Source organism: Streptomyces pseudogriseolus (genome assembly GCA_002154585.1).
GTDB lineage: Bacteria > Actinomycetota > Actinomycetes > Streptomycetales > Streptomycetaceae > Streptomyces > Streptomyces pseudogriseolus.
This window is the reverse complement of record MUNG01000052.1, coordinates 1-16,110: the sequence shown is the minus strand read 5'-3', so window position 1 is coordinate 16,110 and position 16,110 is coordinate 1. Positions and strand designations below refer to the sequence as shown.

The window sequence follows — 16,110 nt, the reverse complement described above, 5'->3', positions numbered from 1 at the left end:
TGGCGGGCCGCGGCCCGCCACTCGTTCGACGACGGCAAGCTCGTGTGGGGGGACACCGACGGGCTGAGCAGTGTCGCGGACGCCGAGCGGCTGCTCTGCCTGCTGTACCCCGCCACCGAGATCCCCGCGTTCCGCCTGGACCAGCCCGACACCACCGAGCGGGACGTGCTCCAGGCGCTGGAGCGCGTCGGCAGCCGGCTGGAGATCCCGCCGAACCTGATCACCGCGCTGACCCAGTTCATGCGCACCCACACCGGCCCCGACGACGCCCCCACCTTCGCCGGCGGCCCGTACTTCAAGCCCGTCGACCCGAACGCCGACCTCACCTACGAGCAGGGCAAGTTAGGCGTCGTCGACTCCTACTCGATGTCCGTCACGCTCTGCCTGGCGACCCTCGGCTTCCTCAAGGTCTACGAGAACTCCACCACCCGCCCCGAAGTGCGCCGGGCCCTCGGCGAACTGCGCGAGGCCACCAACACGCGGCTCACCGCCGCCATGATCAGCCTGCTGCGCTCCTTCACCGTCAACGTCTTCGACGCCGAGTCCGAGCAGGGCCGGCGGCTGATCCAGGTCATCGGCCAGAACCGGCACTCCGACCGGGCCGTCCTCCAGCAGTTCGCCCGCCGCTTCCGGCCGCTGCGCGCCACCATCATCGAGAGCCTCAGCCGCGGCATCCAGGTCGACGAGTCCATCCGCGACGAGAGCCAGCTCTTCGAGTGCGGCTGGGCCTGGGGCGTCGTCAAGGACGCCCCCAAGGTCACCGACCTGGACACCCAGGTGCCCGGCCAGCCCGACGGCATCGCCGACCGGCTGCCGTACGTGTACTTCACCGTCGTCGCCCTCGACGGCATCCAGGACCTGTTCTCCGAGCGCACCCTCACCCTCGGCCTGCTCGACGCCGACCAGCAGAAACTCGCCGAGGCGCTGCGGCTGCGCTGGGAGCTCAGCCAGCAGTACTGGTCGGCCGTCGCCCGCTTCGGCAGCGAGCGCTGGCCCCTGGAGGACCTGCCCTGGCAGACCACCGGACTGCGCCTGGAGTCCGAGTACTTCTCCCTCACCGTCGCGGCCATCCTCGTCCACGACCTGGTGCGCCGCCGCGCCACCGACGACGACCTGACCCGCACCGTCTCCATCATGGAGCGGCTCGCCGACCGCGGCCGCGTCACCAGCCGCATGACCAGGAACGACCCCGTCGTCCGGCTGCACGACCCGGGCGTGCTGATGCCGCTCGCCGGGTCCGAGCGCTCCGGGTCGCTGCTCCAGTGGCGGATGACCGACTTCTCCGCCCAGCTGCTCAAGCGGACCGTGCAGCTCGCCGAGCTGTCCCGGAACATCGAGGCGCAGGACCGGCTGCTGCGCCTCGCCGAGCAGACCTTCGAGCACCTGTGGAGCCGCAGGATCGAGGACGGCCACGGCGCCGGACTCTGGGACGACGTGCGCACGGTCTTCCCGGACGCCAAGGGCGTCAACCGCCGCATGTCCTGGAGCGTCACCGAACGCGTCACCGAGTGCCTGGTCGCCGCCCGCAACCTCTACGAGCAGGAGCCCATCCGCAGCCCCGAACTGGCCGACCTGGCCCGGGACCTGCTCAGCGAGGCCACCCACCTGTTCGGCAGGGAGCAGCTGGAGGCGTCCACCGGCGACGACGGCAGCCGCGCCCGCGCGATGCGGAGCATAGAGAACCGCCTCGACCACGCCCGCGGCCTGGTAGACGAGCGGCCCGCCACCGCCTTCGCGCTCGCCCTGCCCGTCCTGCGGGAACTCGACACCCTGGCCCAGGCCCGGGACGCCGCCGCGCAGGAGGGCTGAGCCGTGCTCGTCTTCGCGGCCTCCGACAAGGGAGGCACGGGCCGCTCGGTCACCAGCGCCAACCTGGCCTACCAGCGCGCCCTCACCGGCGACCACGTCGCCTACGTCGACTTCGACTTCGGCTCGCCCACCGCCGCCGCCGTGTTCGACGTGCCCAGCGCCCTGCGCGGCACCGAGGAGCGGGGCCTGCACTCCTACCTGGAGGGCGAGGTCACCGAACCGGCCAGCATCGACATCTGGCGGCAGACCGAGCACCCGGTGCTGCGCGCCCGGCAGAACCAGTCCGGGCGGCTCGTCCTCTACCCCGGCGACGCGGGCGGCGGCGAGTTCGCCACCGGCGAGGAGGCCCTCGAGCGCTGCATCGACCTGCTGCTGCGGCTCAACAGCGAGTTCGACCTGGTCATGGTGGACCTCAGCGCCGGCCGCAGCTACGCCGTCGACCTGGTCCTCGCCGCCACCGCACACCCGCGGATGCGCCATGTCGCCTACCGCTGGCTGGTGTTCCACCGCTGGACCCGGCAGCACGTCATCGCCGCCGCGGGACTCGTCCACAAGGAGAACGGCATCCTCCGCAGCGGAGCCGACCGCGGGCACGACGAGGAGACCCTCCAGGGCAACATCCGCTTCGTGCGGGCCGCCGTGCCCGACCCGGAGTCGGCCATGTGGGCGCAGGGCTCGCCCGCCCAGGCGGCCTGGATGCAGTCCTGCAACAGGGCGCTCCGCCGGCTCGCCTCCGACCAGCACATCGGTGACAGCGTGGTCCTCGGCACCGTGCCGCTGGAGCCGATCCTCCAGTGGCGGGAGCAGCTGATCACCGAGGAGGACGTCCTCGCCACCCAGATCGCCAACAAGGAGACGCTGGAGTCGCTGGAGGAGATCGCCCGGCGGCTCACCGACGATGCGCACTGGGGGCTCCCATGACCGAAGCGGTGTTCCGTGAGACCACCGCCGAACCGCGCACCCAGGCGGTCCCCCTGTCCCACCTCTCCCTCGAGCTGGGACACCTGTACATGGAGGACTTCGAGGCCGGGCCGGAGCATCTGCGCCGGCACTTCGCCCGGGTCCGGCCCTGGGCGGAGGCCGCCCGAGCCTTCGCCGCCGACCGGGCCGGCGGGCGGCGCGCCCGTGTCAGCACCTGCTTCCTGATCGACGACTACTTCACCCGCTTCGCGAGCCCCGCCGAGGTCGTGCCGATGCTGCTCGCGGAGGCCGAGCACGCCGGGCTGGCCGTCGACTACCTGGCCCGCGAGTCCGGCTGCGCCGTCAGCGGGAAGGTGCCCGTCGCGGAGGCGGTGGCCGGGCGGATCGTCGAGGAACCGCCGCCCGGCAGCCACGGCCACCGCCCGCCCGCCGCGCAGACCGGCTGGCTGGCCAACGGCGTGCGCAGCCCCACCGCCCGCGCCCCCCAGGCGATGCGGAAGGCCGCCGCCTGGGAGCCGCCCCGCGAGACCGCCGCCCGCCGCCACTCCGTGTTCCTCGACGTCGAGCTGTGGAACGAGACGCCCGACGGCGAACGCCTGTGGTCCTGCCCCTTCCTGGCCGCCGTGTGGCAGCTCGCCCGGCTCGGGCTGCTGCGCCACCAGGGCGAGGCCGTCTTCGATCCGCAGCCGCACACCGGCGCGTTCCCCGACGAGTGGGACGACCTGCCGCCGCTGGTGCGGCTCAACCCGCGGGCCGACCCGTTCGCCGCCTACCGCACCTGCTCGGTGCTGCCCGGCCGCTTCCTGCCCGTCGAGCACGCCGTACGGGTCGTCCTCGACCAGACCGACGTGGACCGGGACGCCCTGCGCCAGGTCGCCGAGCGCTCCGCGCACGAGGGCGTGCCCGTCCCCGGTCCGGTCGCCGACCGCGTCTCCTACGTCTTCTGCGAGGAGACCTGAGATGCCGGCCACGACCGGGGCAGCCCCCGGCGCACGGCAGGACGCCGCCGCGCCGCGCACCGTGCTGACCTGCGGCGAGGTCCGCACCTGCCTGCTGCCCGCAGGGCAGGCCCTCGACAGCCGGGCCGCCGCCCAGCTGCTGCGGCTGCGCGCCGACGAGCGGGTCCTGGTGTCCGAGCGCCCCAACCTCTACGGGCGCTCCCCGGACACCCTCACCGGCGTCGACTGCCCCCTGCCCAGCGCCAACGGCGCCCGCGTCCGCGCCGTCGGCACGGTCGCCGCGCGGGCCGCGCTCACCGAGGGGCGCGTGCTCCAGACCTCGGCGTACTTCACCGTCCCGGCCTCCGGCCCCGACCACCGCCGCCCCTGGGGCGACTACCTGGTGCGGCCCGGACTGGTCGAGCCGCTGGGGAAACTGCCCTCCGACGCGGTCGCCGCCGGACTGCTCGACGGCGGACGCCACGGCGACCTGGACGTGGGGCTGATCGCGGGAGGACTGCTCACCCGGCTGCTGCGGCACCCGCTGCTCGACCAGCGGCCGCCGCTCAGGTCCCGGCAGACCCGGCTGCGCTGGGTGGCGCTGACCGTGCCGGCGGGCGAGGCGCCGTCCCTGGAGCGGTTCACCCTCGCCGAGGACGACCTGCGCACCGTACGGCTGCGGGTCCCGGAGGACGTCCCCGCCGCCGACCTGGCCGGGCTCTGCGACGACCTGGCCCTGCACGACTGGCTGCTGACCACCCTGGTCCGCGTCCTCGACGGCATCCGCCTCGGGCCCGCCGCGCCCGGCTCCTGGCCCCGTACCGCGCCGGACGGCGGACTCCCGCCGGTGGTGCGGGCGTTGCGGCCGGCCGTCGACCATCTGCTGCACCTGTGGATGCCCCGGGCCCGCGTGTCCGGGGAGCTGGCCCCGCTGTGGGAGGCGCTGGAGGAGCGGCCCGGGTTCACCCGGCAGTGGCTCGCCCTGGTGCAGCGCGTCCGCGACCAGCTCACCCTGCACGCGATCCCGCCCGTGCACCGGGAGGTGGAGCCCGCGCCCTGAACGCGCCCCCAGCGCGCGCCCAACGCGCCCTCAGGCACATTCCGCATCCCGAACCGACGTGTTTCCCAACGGGGGGAGAAGCGAGATGAGCACGGCACAGACACCTCAGCCCGACGACACGGCCGGCCCGCCGGGCGCGGTGGGCACACCCGAAGACCTCGCGGACCGGACGCCGGAGACGCCCGCCGCCCCGGACACACCCGCGGCCGAACGCCCCGACCCCGTCCCGTGGCGGCGCAGGCTGCTGGTGGGTCTGGTCGCCGGACTCCTCGCCTGGGGCGTGGCCGCGCTGCTCAGCCCGGAGGACGGCGCGGCACGGCAGCTCGGCGCCGCCGCCCTGTGCGCCGTGGCCGCCGTCGCCGTCCAGCACCTCGTGCTGGTCCCCGACCGGGCGGCCGAGGAGCGGGCCCGGCGCGCCGAGAGCCTGCTGGCCGAGACCGCCGCCACCGTGCGCGGCGGCTTACGGCGCTACGACGAACTCCAGCACGGGCTGACCCGGCACACCGAGGACATGAAGCAGCTGGTCGAGACGCGGCTGGTGCCCCCGCCCCGCCCGGCCGAGCCCGAACCGCCGGCACAGCCCCTGGTGCGCATCGAGTCCGTGTCCGACCTGGCCGCCAACTTCGCGGACGTCCTCTCACCCGGCCTGCCGATCCTCTCCACCTTCGTCCGGCTGGAGATGCAGCGGGTGATCGGGCATCTGAGCGACCTCACCACCCTCACCGCGGAGTGCCCGGGCGAGAACCACGACTGGATGCTCACCCTCACCCGGGCCGCGGAGAAGTCGATCTGCGCCACCAGCACCTCCGTCGACCGGACGTTCTGGAACAGCGAGCCCGCCAGCCGTTACCTGCACGCCCAGGCGGAGGCGATCGAGCAGGGCGTCCCGGTGCGCCGGCTGTTCCTGCTGGAGAGCGCGCGGGAGCTGGACGACCGGCTGCTGCGGCTGTGCGAGGAGCAGCAGGTGCTGCACATCGAGGTGCGCGTGGCCGTCCTGCCGGAGCTGCCCCCGCATCTGCTGCGCGGCACCACCAACGACTTCATCGTGTACGACGAGGCGGTGTCCTTCGAGATCGACCAGGACCTGCGCGACGTCAACATCCGCACCCGGCTGATCGCCCGTCAGGACCATGTGCACGACCGGATGAAGCGCTTCCGTGAGCTGTGGGACGCCGGCATGAGCCTGCGCGAGCTGGAGGTCCGCGTCGACGACGAGGAGGACGGCACCTGGATGGTCGACCGGGGCTGACGTCCGGGCGGGTCACGCCGACGTCCCGCCGGGTCACGCCGGCCTCCCGCCGGTCACAGGGTGTGCTGGAGCCAGCGCTGGATGGTGGTGTTGATGCCGGCGGACAGGGCGCTGAGGCTTTCGATGGCCTCACGGTCCTCGGGGCGCGGCGGGATGCCCGCGGCGGTCAGGGCGGCGTGCAGTTCGAGGCGGCGCCGGTCGCGCGGGTCGATCGGGGAGCCGACACGGGTGGCCGGGTCGGGCGGGGCCAGCAGGTAGTCGCTGTCCGAGGGGTTCGGGCCGTACTCGAAGGCGGTCGCGGTCATGTCGCTCTCCTCACCGAAGGAGTGTCGGTTCCGAGGGGAAGGAGAGCGACGGTGCGCGCCCCGGTTGCACCGGTGCGGAAACGTCACGCCTTCGGCGTCATCGGCATATCGTCGGGTCGCGTCCCCACGCTGTTCTCGGAACGGCCGCGTCCGCCTCGTTCCGCCCGTTCCGGCGCCGCTGCGGAAATGTTGGAAAAGGCGGCGGCCCATTTGCCGTAATTCCTTCGGCGAAGAACGGCATGCCGCGTCGAATGTTCACCGCGCTCGCTCGCACATCCGCTTGCCGCCCGCATTCAGGCGCAGCGGAAACCGGCCCCTCACCCCCGCCCGTACCTGCGGAAACTCCGCAAGTCTAGACACCTGGAGGCAGGCGCGTGGAGTGAAGCGTGAAATCGGAAAGGGAAGGGAATCACGGTCTCGGCACAAACACCCGGCGTAGCGCGCCGGAGAATCGGAGGACGTGGTGAACGACATGCGGACCCCACTCGCACAGGCCGTGACGTCGCTTCCGGGAGCGGAACCGGAACGTCACGTGCGGGAGGCGTCCGGGACAACAGGGCAGGGGGATTCCGCCGGGGCCGTGCGGCCGGCGGCGGTGGCGCGGTGAAGCCGCCCGTCGGAGCGTACGTCGTGGACACCAGGACCGAGCGGATCGGCGTCGTCATGGGGCACGAGGGGCCCTACGTCCAGCTGAGACCGTTCGGCGGCGGCCGGGAGTGGGACGCCGACCCCCTGGCCGTGCGGCACGCGACCCCCGAGGAGCGGCTGCGCGCGGCCACCTCGTACGCCAATGCACGGAGCCGGGGGGAGGTGCCGTGAACGTGCGCGACAATGGCTGCCATGAGTCTGTTCCGCGACGACGGCATCGTGCTGCGCACCCAGAAGCTGGGTGAGGCGGACCGGATCATCACCCTGCTCACCCGCGGGCACGGGCGGGTACGCGCGGTGGCGCGAGGCGTGCGCCGGACCAAGTCGAAGTTCGGCGCACGCCTCGAACCCTTCTCGCACGTGGACGTGCAGTTCTTCTCGAAGGGCAGCGAGCTGGTCGGGCGCGGCCTGCCGCTGTGCACGCAGAGCGAGACGATCGCCCCGTACGGCGGCGGCATCGTCACCGACTACGCGCGCTACACCGCCGGCACGGCCATGCTGGAGACCGCCGAGCGGTTCACCGACCACGAGGGCGAGCCGGCCGTGCAGCAGTACCTGCTGCTGGTCGGCGGGCTGCGCACCCTCGCCCGCGGCGAGCACGCCCCGCACCTGGTGCTCGACGCGTTCCTGCTGCGCTCCCTCGCGGTCAACGGCTACGCGCCCAGCTTCACGGACTGCGCGAAGTGCGGCATGCCCGGACCGAACCGGTTCTTCTCGGTCGCGTCCGGCGGAACCGTGTGCGCCGACTGCCGCGTCCCCGGCAGCGTCGTACCCTCCCCGCAGGCCCTGGAACTCCTGGGCGCGCTGCTTACGGGAGACTGGGACACCGCGGACGCGTGCGAGGCACGGTACGTCCGGGAGGGGAGCGGGCTGGTGTCCGCCTACCTCCACTGGCATCTGGAGCGCGGGCTGCGCTCGCTCCGGTACGTCGAGAAGCAGTAAGAACGCCCGTCAGCACGAGGAGACGAGAGACACATGGCCGTACGCGGATTCCTGGGGCGGCAGCGCCGGGAGTACACGACCCCGGAACCGCACCCCTCCGGCGCGCGGCCCCCGAAGATCCCCGGGGAACTGGTTCCCAAGCATGTGGCGATCGTCATGGACGGCAACGGGCGCTGGGCGAAGGAGCGGGGCCTGCCGCGCACCGAGGGGCACAAGGTCGGCGCCGAGCGGGTGCTGGACGTGCTCCAGGGCGGCATCGAGATGGGCGTGGGCGCGATCTCGCTGTACGCCTTCTCCACCGAGAACTGGAAGCGGTCGCCGGACGAGGTGCGCTTCCTGATGAACTTCAACCGGGACTTCATCCGCAAGACCCGCGACCAGCTCGACGAGCTGGGCATCCGGGTCCGCTGGGTGGGCCGTATGCCCAAGCTGTGGAAGTCCGTCGCCAAGGAGCTCCAGGTCGCCCAGGAGCAGACCAAGGACAACGACCGGCTGACGCTGTACTTCTGCATGAACTACGGCGGCCGCGCGGAGATCGCCGACGCCGCGCAGGCGCTCGCCGAGGACGTGAAGGCGGGCCGGCTGGACCCGTCGAAGGTCAACGAGAAGACGCTCCAGCGGTACATGTACTACCCGGACATGCCGGACGTGGACCTGTTCCTGCGGCCGAGCGGCGAGCAGCGCACCTCCAACTACCTGCTGTGGCAGAGCGCGTACGCCGAGATGGTGTTCCAGGACGTGCTGTGGCCGGACTTCGACCGGCGTGACCTGTGGCGGGCGTGCCTGGAATTCGCCTCGCGCGACCGGCGGTTCGGCGGGGCGATCCCGAACGAGGAGCTGCTGGCGATGGAGGGCCGCCAGGCCTGAGCCCGAACGGCGCCTGCGCCGGGCGTGGTCTTCGGCCGCGTGTCGGACGGCCGCTGCCGGCGGAGGGCGGCGGCCCCTGTTCCTGTCGTTCGGGCCGGCGGGGAGGGGACGTGCCGGTGGCGCGGCCCGCCGCGGCGTTCGTGGCGGGCCGCGCGATCGGCGCCGGAGTGCGGCGCGAGGGCGCGGGCGCACAAGGCTGAAAGCCCTCGCGCGTCCCGGGAATCAGGCGTCCGGGCAGCCCGCGCAGTCCGCGCAGGTGCCGAAGATCTCCACCGTGTGGGCCACGTTGACGTAGCCGTGCTCGGCCGCGATGGCCTCGGCCCACTTCTCCACCGCCGGGCCCTCCACCTCCACCGCCTTGCCGCAGCTGCGGCACACCAGGTGGTGGTGATGGTCGCCGGTGGAGCAGCGGCGGTAGACGGACTCGCCGTCGGCGGTGCGCAGGACGTCGACCTCACCGGCGTCGGCGAGGGACTGAAGCGTGCGGTAGACCGTGGTGAGCCCGACCGAGTCGCCCTTGTGCTTGAGCATGTCGTGCAGTTCCTGCGCGCTGCGGAACTCGTCGACCTCCTGAAGGCAAGCCGCCACGGCGGCACGCTGCCGGGTGGCGCGGCCCTTCACGGGCGGTCCTGCGGTCGTCACCGGAATGCCTCCTCACATCTGGCTGCTGCCCGGGCCATTGTGCCAGTCCGGGTCCCGGCCGGTCAGACGCCGACCTTGCCGTCCGCCGGACGACTGGCCGGAATCGAGCACTCCGCCGGGTCGGGGCCAGGCCGTGCGGCGGCCGCGGCCCGGGCGCGGCGCCGGGCCAGCGGGGCGGCCAGGGCGGTCAGCAGGAGGAAGGCGCCGATGGTCAGCAGCACGATCGTCGCACCGGGCGGGACGTCCTGGTAGTACGACGTGACGGTGCCGCCGACGGCCACGCTGACGCCGATCGCGACGGCGACGGCGAACGTGGCGGCGAAACTCCGGGTGAGCTGCTGGGCCGCCGCGACCGGCACCACCATGAGCGCGCTGACCAGCAGCAGGCCCACCACGCGCATCGCCACGGACACCGTGACGGCGGCGGTGACCGCGGTGAGCAGGTTCAGGAACCGCACCGGCAGGCCCGTCACGCGCGCGAACTCCTCGTCCTGGCTGACCGCGAAGAGCTGCCGCCGCAGGCCCACGGTGACCAGCACCACGAACGCGGCCAGCACGCAGATCGCGGTCACGTCGGACGGGGAGACCGTGGTCAGGGAGCCGAAGAGGTACGTGGACAGGTTCGACGTGGAGCCGCCGGGGGCGAGGCTGGTGAACATCACGCCGCCGGCCATGCCGCCGTAGAAGAGCATGGCGAGGGCGATGTCGCCGCGGGTCCTGGCGTACCAGCGGACCAGTTCCATGAGGACGGCACCGAGGACGGAGATCAGGGCCGCCATCCACACCGGGGACCAGGACAGCAGGAAGCCGAGGCCCACGCCGGTCATCGCGACATGCCCGATGCCGTCGCCCATGAGCGCCTGGCGGCGCTGGACGAGGTAGACGCCGATGGCGGGGGCGGTGACACCGACCAGGACGGCGGCGAGCAGCGCCCGCTGCATGAAGGCGTAGTCGAGGAGTTCCATCAGCTCAGCAGTCCCGTGCGGATCGGTCCGGCGTCCGCCGGTGCGTGCGGGTGTACATGGTCGTGGCCGGGCAGGGCGTGCTGGCCGACCGCCTTCGGGGGCGGGCCGTCGTGCAGCACGCAGCCGTCGCGGAGCACGACCGCGCGGTCGATCAGGGGCTCCAGCGGGCCCAGTTCGTGGAGCACGAGGAGGACCGTGGTGCCCCGCTCCACCTGCGTCCGCAGCGTGTCGGCGAGGACCTCCTGGCTCGCCAGGTCCACACCCGCCATCGGCTCGTCCATGATCAGCAGGTCCGGCTCGGCGGCCAGCGCGCGGGCGATCAGGACCCGCTGGTGCTGGCCGCCGGAGAGGGCGTCGGCGGAGTCGTCGGCGCGGTCCGCCATGCCGACCAGTTCCAGGGCCCGCCGGACCGCCTCCCGGTCGGCCTTGCGGAACAGGCCGAAACGGGTGCGGGCGAGCCGGCCCGCGGAGACGATCTCGGTGACAGTGGCGGGCACCCCGCCGGCGGCCGTGGTGCGCTGCGGGACGTAGCCCACCCGCGCCCAGTCGCGGAACCGGCGCTGCGGGGTGCCGAACAGTTCGATCTCCCCGGCGGTGACCGGCACCTGACCGATCACGGAGCGCACGGCGGTGGACTTGCCCGAGCCGTTGGCGCCGAGCAGGGCGACGACCTCGCCGCGGCGCACGGTGAGGTCGATGCCGCGCAGCACGGGGCGCGAGCCCAGCTCGGCCCGCACCCCCCGCAGGGTGATGACGGGTTCGGCGGTCATGCCGTCCTCCGGTGTCGGGTCGTCGGGGTTCACCGGGCGCCCAGGGCGGTGCGCAGGGCCGTGAGGTTGGCGTCCATCACCTGAAGGTAGTCCTCGCCGCGGGAGTGGTCGGTGATGCCCTCGACCGGGTCGAGGACGTCGGTCTTCAGGCCCACGTCGGCGGCGAGCGTCTTCGCGGTCCGGTCGCTGACCAGTGTCTCGTAGAAGACGGTGGTGACCCCGTCGGCCTTCGCGATCTTCTGAAGCTCCTTCATGCGCGCCCCGCTGGGCTCGGACTCCGGGTCCAGGCCGCTGATGGCCTCCTCGGTCAGACCGTAGCGCTCGGCGAGGTAGCCGAAGGCGGCGTGGGTGGTGACGAAGACGTCGCTCGTGCGGTTCGCGAGGCCGGTGCGGAACCTGCCATCGAGCGCCTTGAGGTCCTTCACCAGGGCCGCGGTGTTGGCGCGGTAGTCGGCGGCGTGGTCCGGGTCGGCCTTCTGGAAGGCCTTGCCGACCCCTTCGGCGACCTCGGCGTACTTGACCGGGTCGAGCCAGACGTGGGGATCGGCACCCTCGTGGTCGTGGTCGTGGCCGTGTTCGTCCTCGTGCGCGTGCTCGTCCTCGTGGGCGTGCTCGTCGCCGTGCTCGTCCTCGTGCCCGCCTGCCTCGGTGCCGTGCGTCTCCAGCGTGGTCAGCTCGGCCGCGTCGATCTTCGTGGGACCCTCGGCCAGGCCGACGGCCTTGTCGACGGCGGGCTGGAGGCCCTTGAGGTAGAGGGCCGCGTCGGCCTCCTCGAGCTCCCCCATCTGACGGGCGCTGATCTCCAGGTCGTGCGGCTCCTGGCCGGGCTGGGTGAGACTGGTGACGTGGACGTGCTCCCCGCCGATTCGCTCGGCGAGGAAGGCCATCGGGTAGAACGACGCGACGACGTCGAACCTGTCGGTGTTCCCCGCGGCGGCGCTGTCGGACGAGCAGGCGGTGAGGGTGCCGAGCCCGAGGGCGGTGACGGCCGTGAGCGCGACCGCGGATATGTGACGTCGTCGTACGTTCATGACAGTCATTTTCAACGAAGATGGAAACCGTTGTCAACAAACCTCCCGGTGGCCCCCCGGAGGCCCGCTCGGGGGGACCGATTTGGTCGAGGGGCCGCCCCCGCCGGTAACCTGAGGCATTCGCTGGAAGCATCTCCGCTTCGTCGCCCGTCGTCGTAATGAAGAGAGCACCGTGGCCGCCGACAAGATCGACACCATCGTCAGCCTGAGCAAGCGCCGTGGCTTCGTATTCCCCAGTAGTGAGATCTACGGCGGCACGAAGGCCGCCTGGGACTACGGACCGCTGGGTGTCGAGCTCAAGGAGAACCTGAAGCGCCAGTGGTGGCGCTACATGGTCACCTCGCGCGAGGACGTGGTCGGCATCGACTCGTCCGTGATCCTGGCCCCGGAGGTGTGGGTCGCCTCCGGTCACGTCGCCACCTTCACGGACCCGCTGACCGAGTGCACCTCCTGCCACAAGCGGTTCCGCGCGGACCACCTGGAAGAGGCGTACGAGGAGAAGAAGGGGCACGCCCCCGAGAACGGCCTCGCCGACCTCAACTGCCCCAACTGCGGCAACAAGGGCACCTTCACCGAGCCCAAGCAGTTCTCGGGTCTGCTCTCCACCCACCTCGGCCCCACGCAGGACTCCGGCTCCATCGCCTACCTGCGCCCCGAGACCGCCCAGGGCATCTTCACCAACTTCGCCCAGGTGCAGACCACGTCGCGCCGCAAGCCGCCGTTCGGCATCGCGCAGATGGGCAAGTCCTTCCGCAACGAGATCACGCCCGGCAACTTCATCTTCCGCACCCGCGAGTTCGAGCAGATGGAGATGGAGTTCTTCGTCAAGCCGGGCGAGGACGAGAAGTGGCAGGAGTACTGGATGGAGCAGCGCTGGAACTGGTACACCGGCCTGGGCCTGCGCGAGGAGAACATGCGGTGGTACGAGCACCCGAAGGAGAAGCTCTCCCACTACTCCAAGCGCACCGCTGACATCGAGTACCGCTTCCAGTTCGGCGGCAGCGAGTGGGGCGAGCTGGAGGGCGTCGCCAACCGCACCGACTACGACCTCGGTGCGCACTCCAAGGCCTCCGGCCAGGACCTCTCCTACTTCGACCAGGAGGCCGGCGAGCGCTGGACGCCGTACGTCATCGAGCCGGCGGCCGGTGTCGGCCGGGCGATGCTCGCCTTCCTGCTCGACGCCTACGTCGAGGACGAGGCGCCCAACGCCAAGGGCAAGATGGAGAAGCGGACCGTGCTGCGGCTCGACCACCGCCTCGCGCCGGTGAAGGTCGCGGTGCTGCCGCTGTCCCGCAACCCGGAGCTGTCCCCGAAGGCCAAGGGTCTCGCCCAGACGCTGCGGCAGAACTGGAACATCGAGTTCGACGACGCCGGCGCGATCGGCCGCCGATACCGCCGCCAGGACGAGATCGGCACGCCGTTCTGCGTGACCGTCGACTTCGACACCCTGGACGACAACGCGGTGACCGTGCGCGAGCGCGACACCATGAAGCAGGAGCGGGTCTCCCTCGACCAGATCGAGGGCTACCTGGCCGCCCGCCTGGTCGGCTGCTGACCGCTCTTCTCGACCGGCGCGAACGCCGGGTCCCGGATCTCCGGGGCCCGGCGTTCGCGCGTTTCCGGCTCCGGGCCGGGGCTTGGCTCCGGGTCCGGCTCCGCGGGTGGGTGCGGCCCTCGGTCGGGTGACAGCTATAGGAATGACAGATATTGAAATCTGTCATTCGTCATGGCATCGTGGAGGCATGACGATGCACACACGACCTCTCGGAAAGACCGGCCCCCAGGTGTCCGCCCTGGGGCTCGGCTGCATGGGCATGTCCGCGCTGTACGGCTCGGCTGACCGGACCGAGGCGATCGCCACGATCCACGCCGCCCTGGACGCCGGCGTCACCCTGCTCGACACCGGCGACTTCTACGGCATGGGCCACAACGAGCTGCTGATCGGCGAGGCGCTGCGCACCGCCCCCGCCGCCCTGCGCGAACAGGCCCTCACCAGCGTCAAGTTCGGCGCCCTGCGCGACCCGGACGGCGGCTGGGGCCCGACCGACGGCCGCCCGGCCGCCGTGCGGAACTTCGCCGCGTACTCCCTCCAGCGGCTGGGCGTCGACCACATCGACGTCTACCGCATCTCCCGCGCCGACCCCAACGTGCCGATCGAGGAGACCGTCGGCGCCATCGCGGAGCTCGTGGAGAAGGGCCACGTCCGGCACATCGGCCTCAGCGAGGTCGGCGCCGACGCCATCCGGCGGGCCGCCGCCACCGCGCCGATCTCCGACCTCCAGATCGAGTACTCGCTGATCTCCCGCGCCGTAGAGGACCAGATCCTGCCCACCACCCGTGAACTGGGCATCTCCGTCACGGCGTACGGAGTGCTCGCGCGCGGCCTGATCTCCGGCCACTTCACCGCCGACCGGCAGCTGTCCGCGGACGACTTCCGCGCCCACTCGCCCCGCTTCCAGGGCGACAACCTCCGGCACAACCTGAGCCTCGTCGACGCCCTGCGGGAGATCGCGGAGCGCAAGGGCGTCACGGTCGCCCAGATCGCCGTCGCCTGGGTGCTGTCGCGCGGCGAGGACATCGTGCCGCTGGTCGGCGCCCGCACCCGGGAGCGGCTTTCGGAGTCGCTGGGCGCGCTGGACGTCACGCTGGACGCGGACGACCTCGCGGCGATCGAGCGGGCGGTGCCGCCCGGCGCGGCCGCGGGCGCCCGCTACCCGGAGCCGATGATGGCCCACCTCGGCACCAAGGAGTGATTCCGGCGCCGGGTACGGTCTAGGCATGGCAGCGACCGAGACCCTGACCGCCGAGCGCATCCTGGAGGCGACCGAGGAGGTGCTGCGCCGGCACGGCCCGGCGAAGGCCACCGTGGTGGACGTGGCCCGCGCCCTCGGCGTCAGCCACGGCAGCGTCTACCGGCACTTCCGCACCAAGGCGGCGCTGCGCGAGGCGGTCACCAAGCGGTGGCTCGACCGTACGTCCGAGGCGCTGGACGGGATCGCCGGCGACGCGTCCCGGGACGCCGAGACCCGGCTGCGCGACTGGCTCGCCGCCCTCTTCACCGCCAAGCGGCGCAAGGCGGGCGACGACCCGGAACTGTTCGCCACCTACAGCGTGCTGGCCGGCGAGCAGGTCGGGGCGGTCGCCGAGCACATCGACGAGCTGACCGAGCAGCTGACGCGGATCGTCGCCGACGGGGTGGCCTCGGGGCTCTTCCGCAGCGACGACCCCGGAGTCAGCGCCCGCGCCGTGTTCCAGGCCACCGGCCGCTTCCACGACCCCGTCCACGCGGGGGAGTGGGACACCCCGGAGGCGGACGCCGACTTCGAGGCGGCCGTGAGCCTGCTGCTGCGAGGGCTGCGGGCCTGACCCCGCGCGGCTCTGTCAGGCCGCGGTCGGGTCCACGGTCGCCTGGTGCGCCTGCTCCAGATGCTCCTGCGCCTTCAGCCACGGCAGGAACTGGGCGCCCCGGCGCCAGCCGCAGGTGTCACATCGGATCGTCCGCTGCACCCCGGTGCGCCGGACCCGCACGGTGTGCTCACGTCCGTGCAGGTCCCAGCGGCTGACCTTGCTCGAGTCGATCTGGGGCATGCTGCCTCCGGCGGTCGGCGGATGGATGTCGCCGTGCTCGTGTCCCTGTCGGGGGACGAGAAGGAGTGTGCAGCAAAAGCAACATCAACAGGCGGGGGTCCGCGTAAGTCACGCCAGGTGTCGCTCAGGGAGCGGGGCACGGTGGCCCACCGTCGTGGTTGCCGCTGCGCCCACCCTCCCCCACTCTCGGCTTCGCTCGAGCGGGAGGTACCCCCATCGCCCTGGGGGTACCTCCCAGGCCCTCAAGGCACTGGGGGAGGCACGACTGCCCGCAGCGGCGCGGAAGCGCCCTTCAGGGGCGCGGGGAACTGCGCGAACGGGAGTCAGGACGCGCGACCTGGAAAAACCCGGGCGGCCGGACACCCAGGGGCGCGG

17 protein-coding genes are annotated in these 16,110 nt (G+C 72.3%); 11 read left to right on the top strand and 6 right to left on the bottom strand.

The window, feature by feature from the left end; genetic code table 11:
* The 5 genes from CCN29_RS06505 to CCN29_RS06485 form a co-directional block, all read left to right on the top strand.
* Window positions 1-1,809: SCO2524 family protein (locus tag CCN29_RS06505; RefSeq protein ID WP_086680489.1), on the top strand; the 1,809-nt coding region annotated here is incomplete at its 5' end.
* A 3-nt stretch (window positions 1,810-1,812) separates the two neighbouring features.
* A complete protein-coding gene (locus CCN29_RS06500) occupies window positions 1,813-2,730 on the top strand; it encodes an SCO2523 family variant P-loop protein (protein ID WP_031018842.1) in 918 nt (305 codons plus the stop codon).
* Complete coding sequence (locus CCN29_RS06495; RefSeq protein WP_006129645.1) at window positions 2,727-3,689, top strand: SCO2522 family protein; 963 nt, start codon at window positions 2,727-2,729, stop codon at window positions 3,687-3,689. The genes CCN29_RS06500 and CCN29_RS06495 overlap by 4 nt, the downstream gene beginning before the upstream one ends.
* A gap of 1 nt (window position 3,690) precedes the next feature.
* Entirely contained in the window at window positions 3,691-4,728 is a 1,038-nt protein-coding gene (locus tag CCN29_RS06490) for an SCO2521 family protein (RefSeq protein WP_031018840.1), read from the top strand.
* Between the two features lie 85 nt (window positions 4,729-4,813).
* Complete coding sequence (locus CCN29_RS06485) at window positions 4,814-5,977, top strand: hypothetical protein (protein ID WP_006129647.1); 1,164 nt, start codon at window positions 4,814-4,816, stop codon at window positions 5,975-5,977.
* Between the two features lie 53 nt (window positions 5,978-6,030).
* On the opposite strand, the gene CCN29_RS06480 is transcribed toward CCN29_RS06485, so the two are convergent.
* Window positions 6,031-6,282: a hypothetical protein gene (locus CCN29_RS06480; protein WP_006129648.1), complete on the bottom strand. Its 252-nt coding sequence runs from the start codon at window positions 6,280-6,282 to the stop codon at window positions 6,031-6,033.
* Between the two features lie 603 nt (window positions 6,283-6,885).
* Between CCN29_RS06480 and CCN29_RS06475 the strand changes: the two genes are divergently transcribed.
* From CCN29_RS06475 to CCN29_RS06465, 3 genes are read left to right on the top strand one after another with little or no spacing between them, the layout of a single operon-like run.
* Window positions 6,886-7,101: a hypothetical protein gene (locus CCN29_RS06475; protein WP_006129649.1), complete on the top strand. Its 216-nt coding sequence runs from the start codon at window positions 6,886-6,888 to the stop codon at window positions 7,099-7,101.
* Between the two features lie 21 nt (window positions 7,102-7,122).
* Window positions 7,123-7,872, top strand: a complete 750-nt coding sequence (recO, locus tag CCN29_RS06470) for a DNA repair protein RecO (protein WP_006129650.1) — start codon at window positions 7,123-7,125, stop codon at window positions 7,870-7,872.
* 33 nt (window positions 7,873-7,905) lie between these two features.
* The gene (locus tag CCN29_RS06465) at window positions 7,906-8,739 is read left to right on the top strand and encodes an isoprenyl transferase (protein ID WP_006129651.1); all 834 of its coding nucleotides are present in this window, start codon (window positions 7,906-7,908) and stop codon (window positions 8,737-8,739) included.
* Between the two features lie 222 nt (window positions 8,740-8,961).
* Here CCN29_RS06465 and CCN29_RS06460 read toward each other — a convergent pair whose 3' ends face one another.
* The 4 genes from CCN29_RS06460 to CCN29_RS06445 form a co-directional block, all read right to left on the bottom strand.
* Window positions 8,962-9,381: a Fur family transcriptional regulator gene (locus CCN29_RS06460; RefSeq protein WP_006129652.1), complete on the bottom strand. Its 420-nt coding sequence runs from the start codon at window positions 9,379-9,381 to the stop codon at window positions 8,962-8,964.
* 62 nt (window positions 9,382-9,443) lie between these two features.
* On the bottom strand, window positions 9,444-10,346 hold the full coding sequence (locus tag CCN29_RS06455; protein ID WP_031062809.1) for a metal ABC transporter permease: 903 nt from the start codon (window positions 10,344-10,346) through the stop codon (window positions 9,444-9,446).
* Window positions 10,346-11,116, bottom strand: coding sequence for a metal ABC transporter ATP-binding protein (locus CCN29_RS06450; protein ID WP_006129654.1), 771 nt, complete (start codon window positions 11,114-11,116; stop codon window positions 10,346-10,348). The genes CCN29_RS06455 and CCN29_RS06450 overlap by 1 nt, the downstream gene beginning before the upstream one ends.
* A gap of 29 nt (window positions 11,117-11,145) precedes the next feature.
* On the bottom strand, window positions 11,146-12,147 hold the full coding sequence (locus tag CCN29_RS06445; protein ID WP_086680487.1) for a metal ABC transporter substrate-binding protein: 1,002 nt from the start codon (window positions 12,145-12,147) through the stop codon (window positions 11,146-11,148).
* A gap of 172 nt (window positions 12,148-12,319) precedes the next feature.
* On the opposite strand from CCN29_RS06445, the gene CCN29_RS06440 reads away from it, so the two are divergent.
* From CCN29_RS06440 to CCN29_RS06430, 3 genes are all read left to right on the top strand, one after another.
* Window positions 12,320-13,702 carry a glycine--tRNA ligase gene (locus CCN29_RS06440; protein ID WP_006129656.1) on the top strand — a complete coding sequence of 461 codons (1,383 nt, stop codon included), beginning with the start codon at window positions 12,320-12,322 and terminating at the stop codon, window positions 13,700-13,702.
* A 187-nt stretch (window positions 13,703-13,889) separates the two neighbouring features.
* Window positions 13,890-14,900, top strand: a complete 1,011-nt coding sequence (locus tag CCN29_RS06435) for an aldo/keto reductase (RefSeq protein WP_031062815.1) — start codon at window positions 13,890-13,892, stop codon at window positions 14,898-14,900.
* 25 nt (window positions 14,901-14,925) lie between these two features.
* On the top strand, window positions 14,926-15,513 hold the full coding sequence (locus CCN29_RS06430; protein WP_006129658.1) for a TetR/AcrR family transcriptional regulator: 588 nt from the start codon (window positions 14,926-14,928) through the stop codon (window positions 15,511-15,513).
* 15 nt (window positions 15,514-15,528) lie between these two features.
* Here CCN29_RS06430 and CCN29_RS06425 read toward each other — a convergent pair whose 3' ends face one another.
* On the bottom strand, window positions 15,529-15,735 hold the full coding sequence (locus CCN29_RS06425; RefSeq protein WP_006129659.1) for a hypothetical protein: 207 nt from the start codon (window positions 15,733-15,735) through the stop codon (window positions 15,529-15,531).
* Window positions 15,736-16,110: the final 375 nt, after the last annotated feature.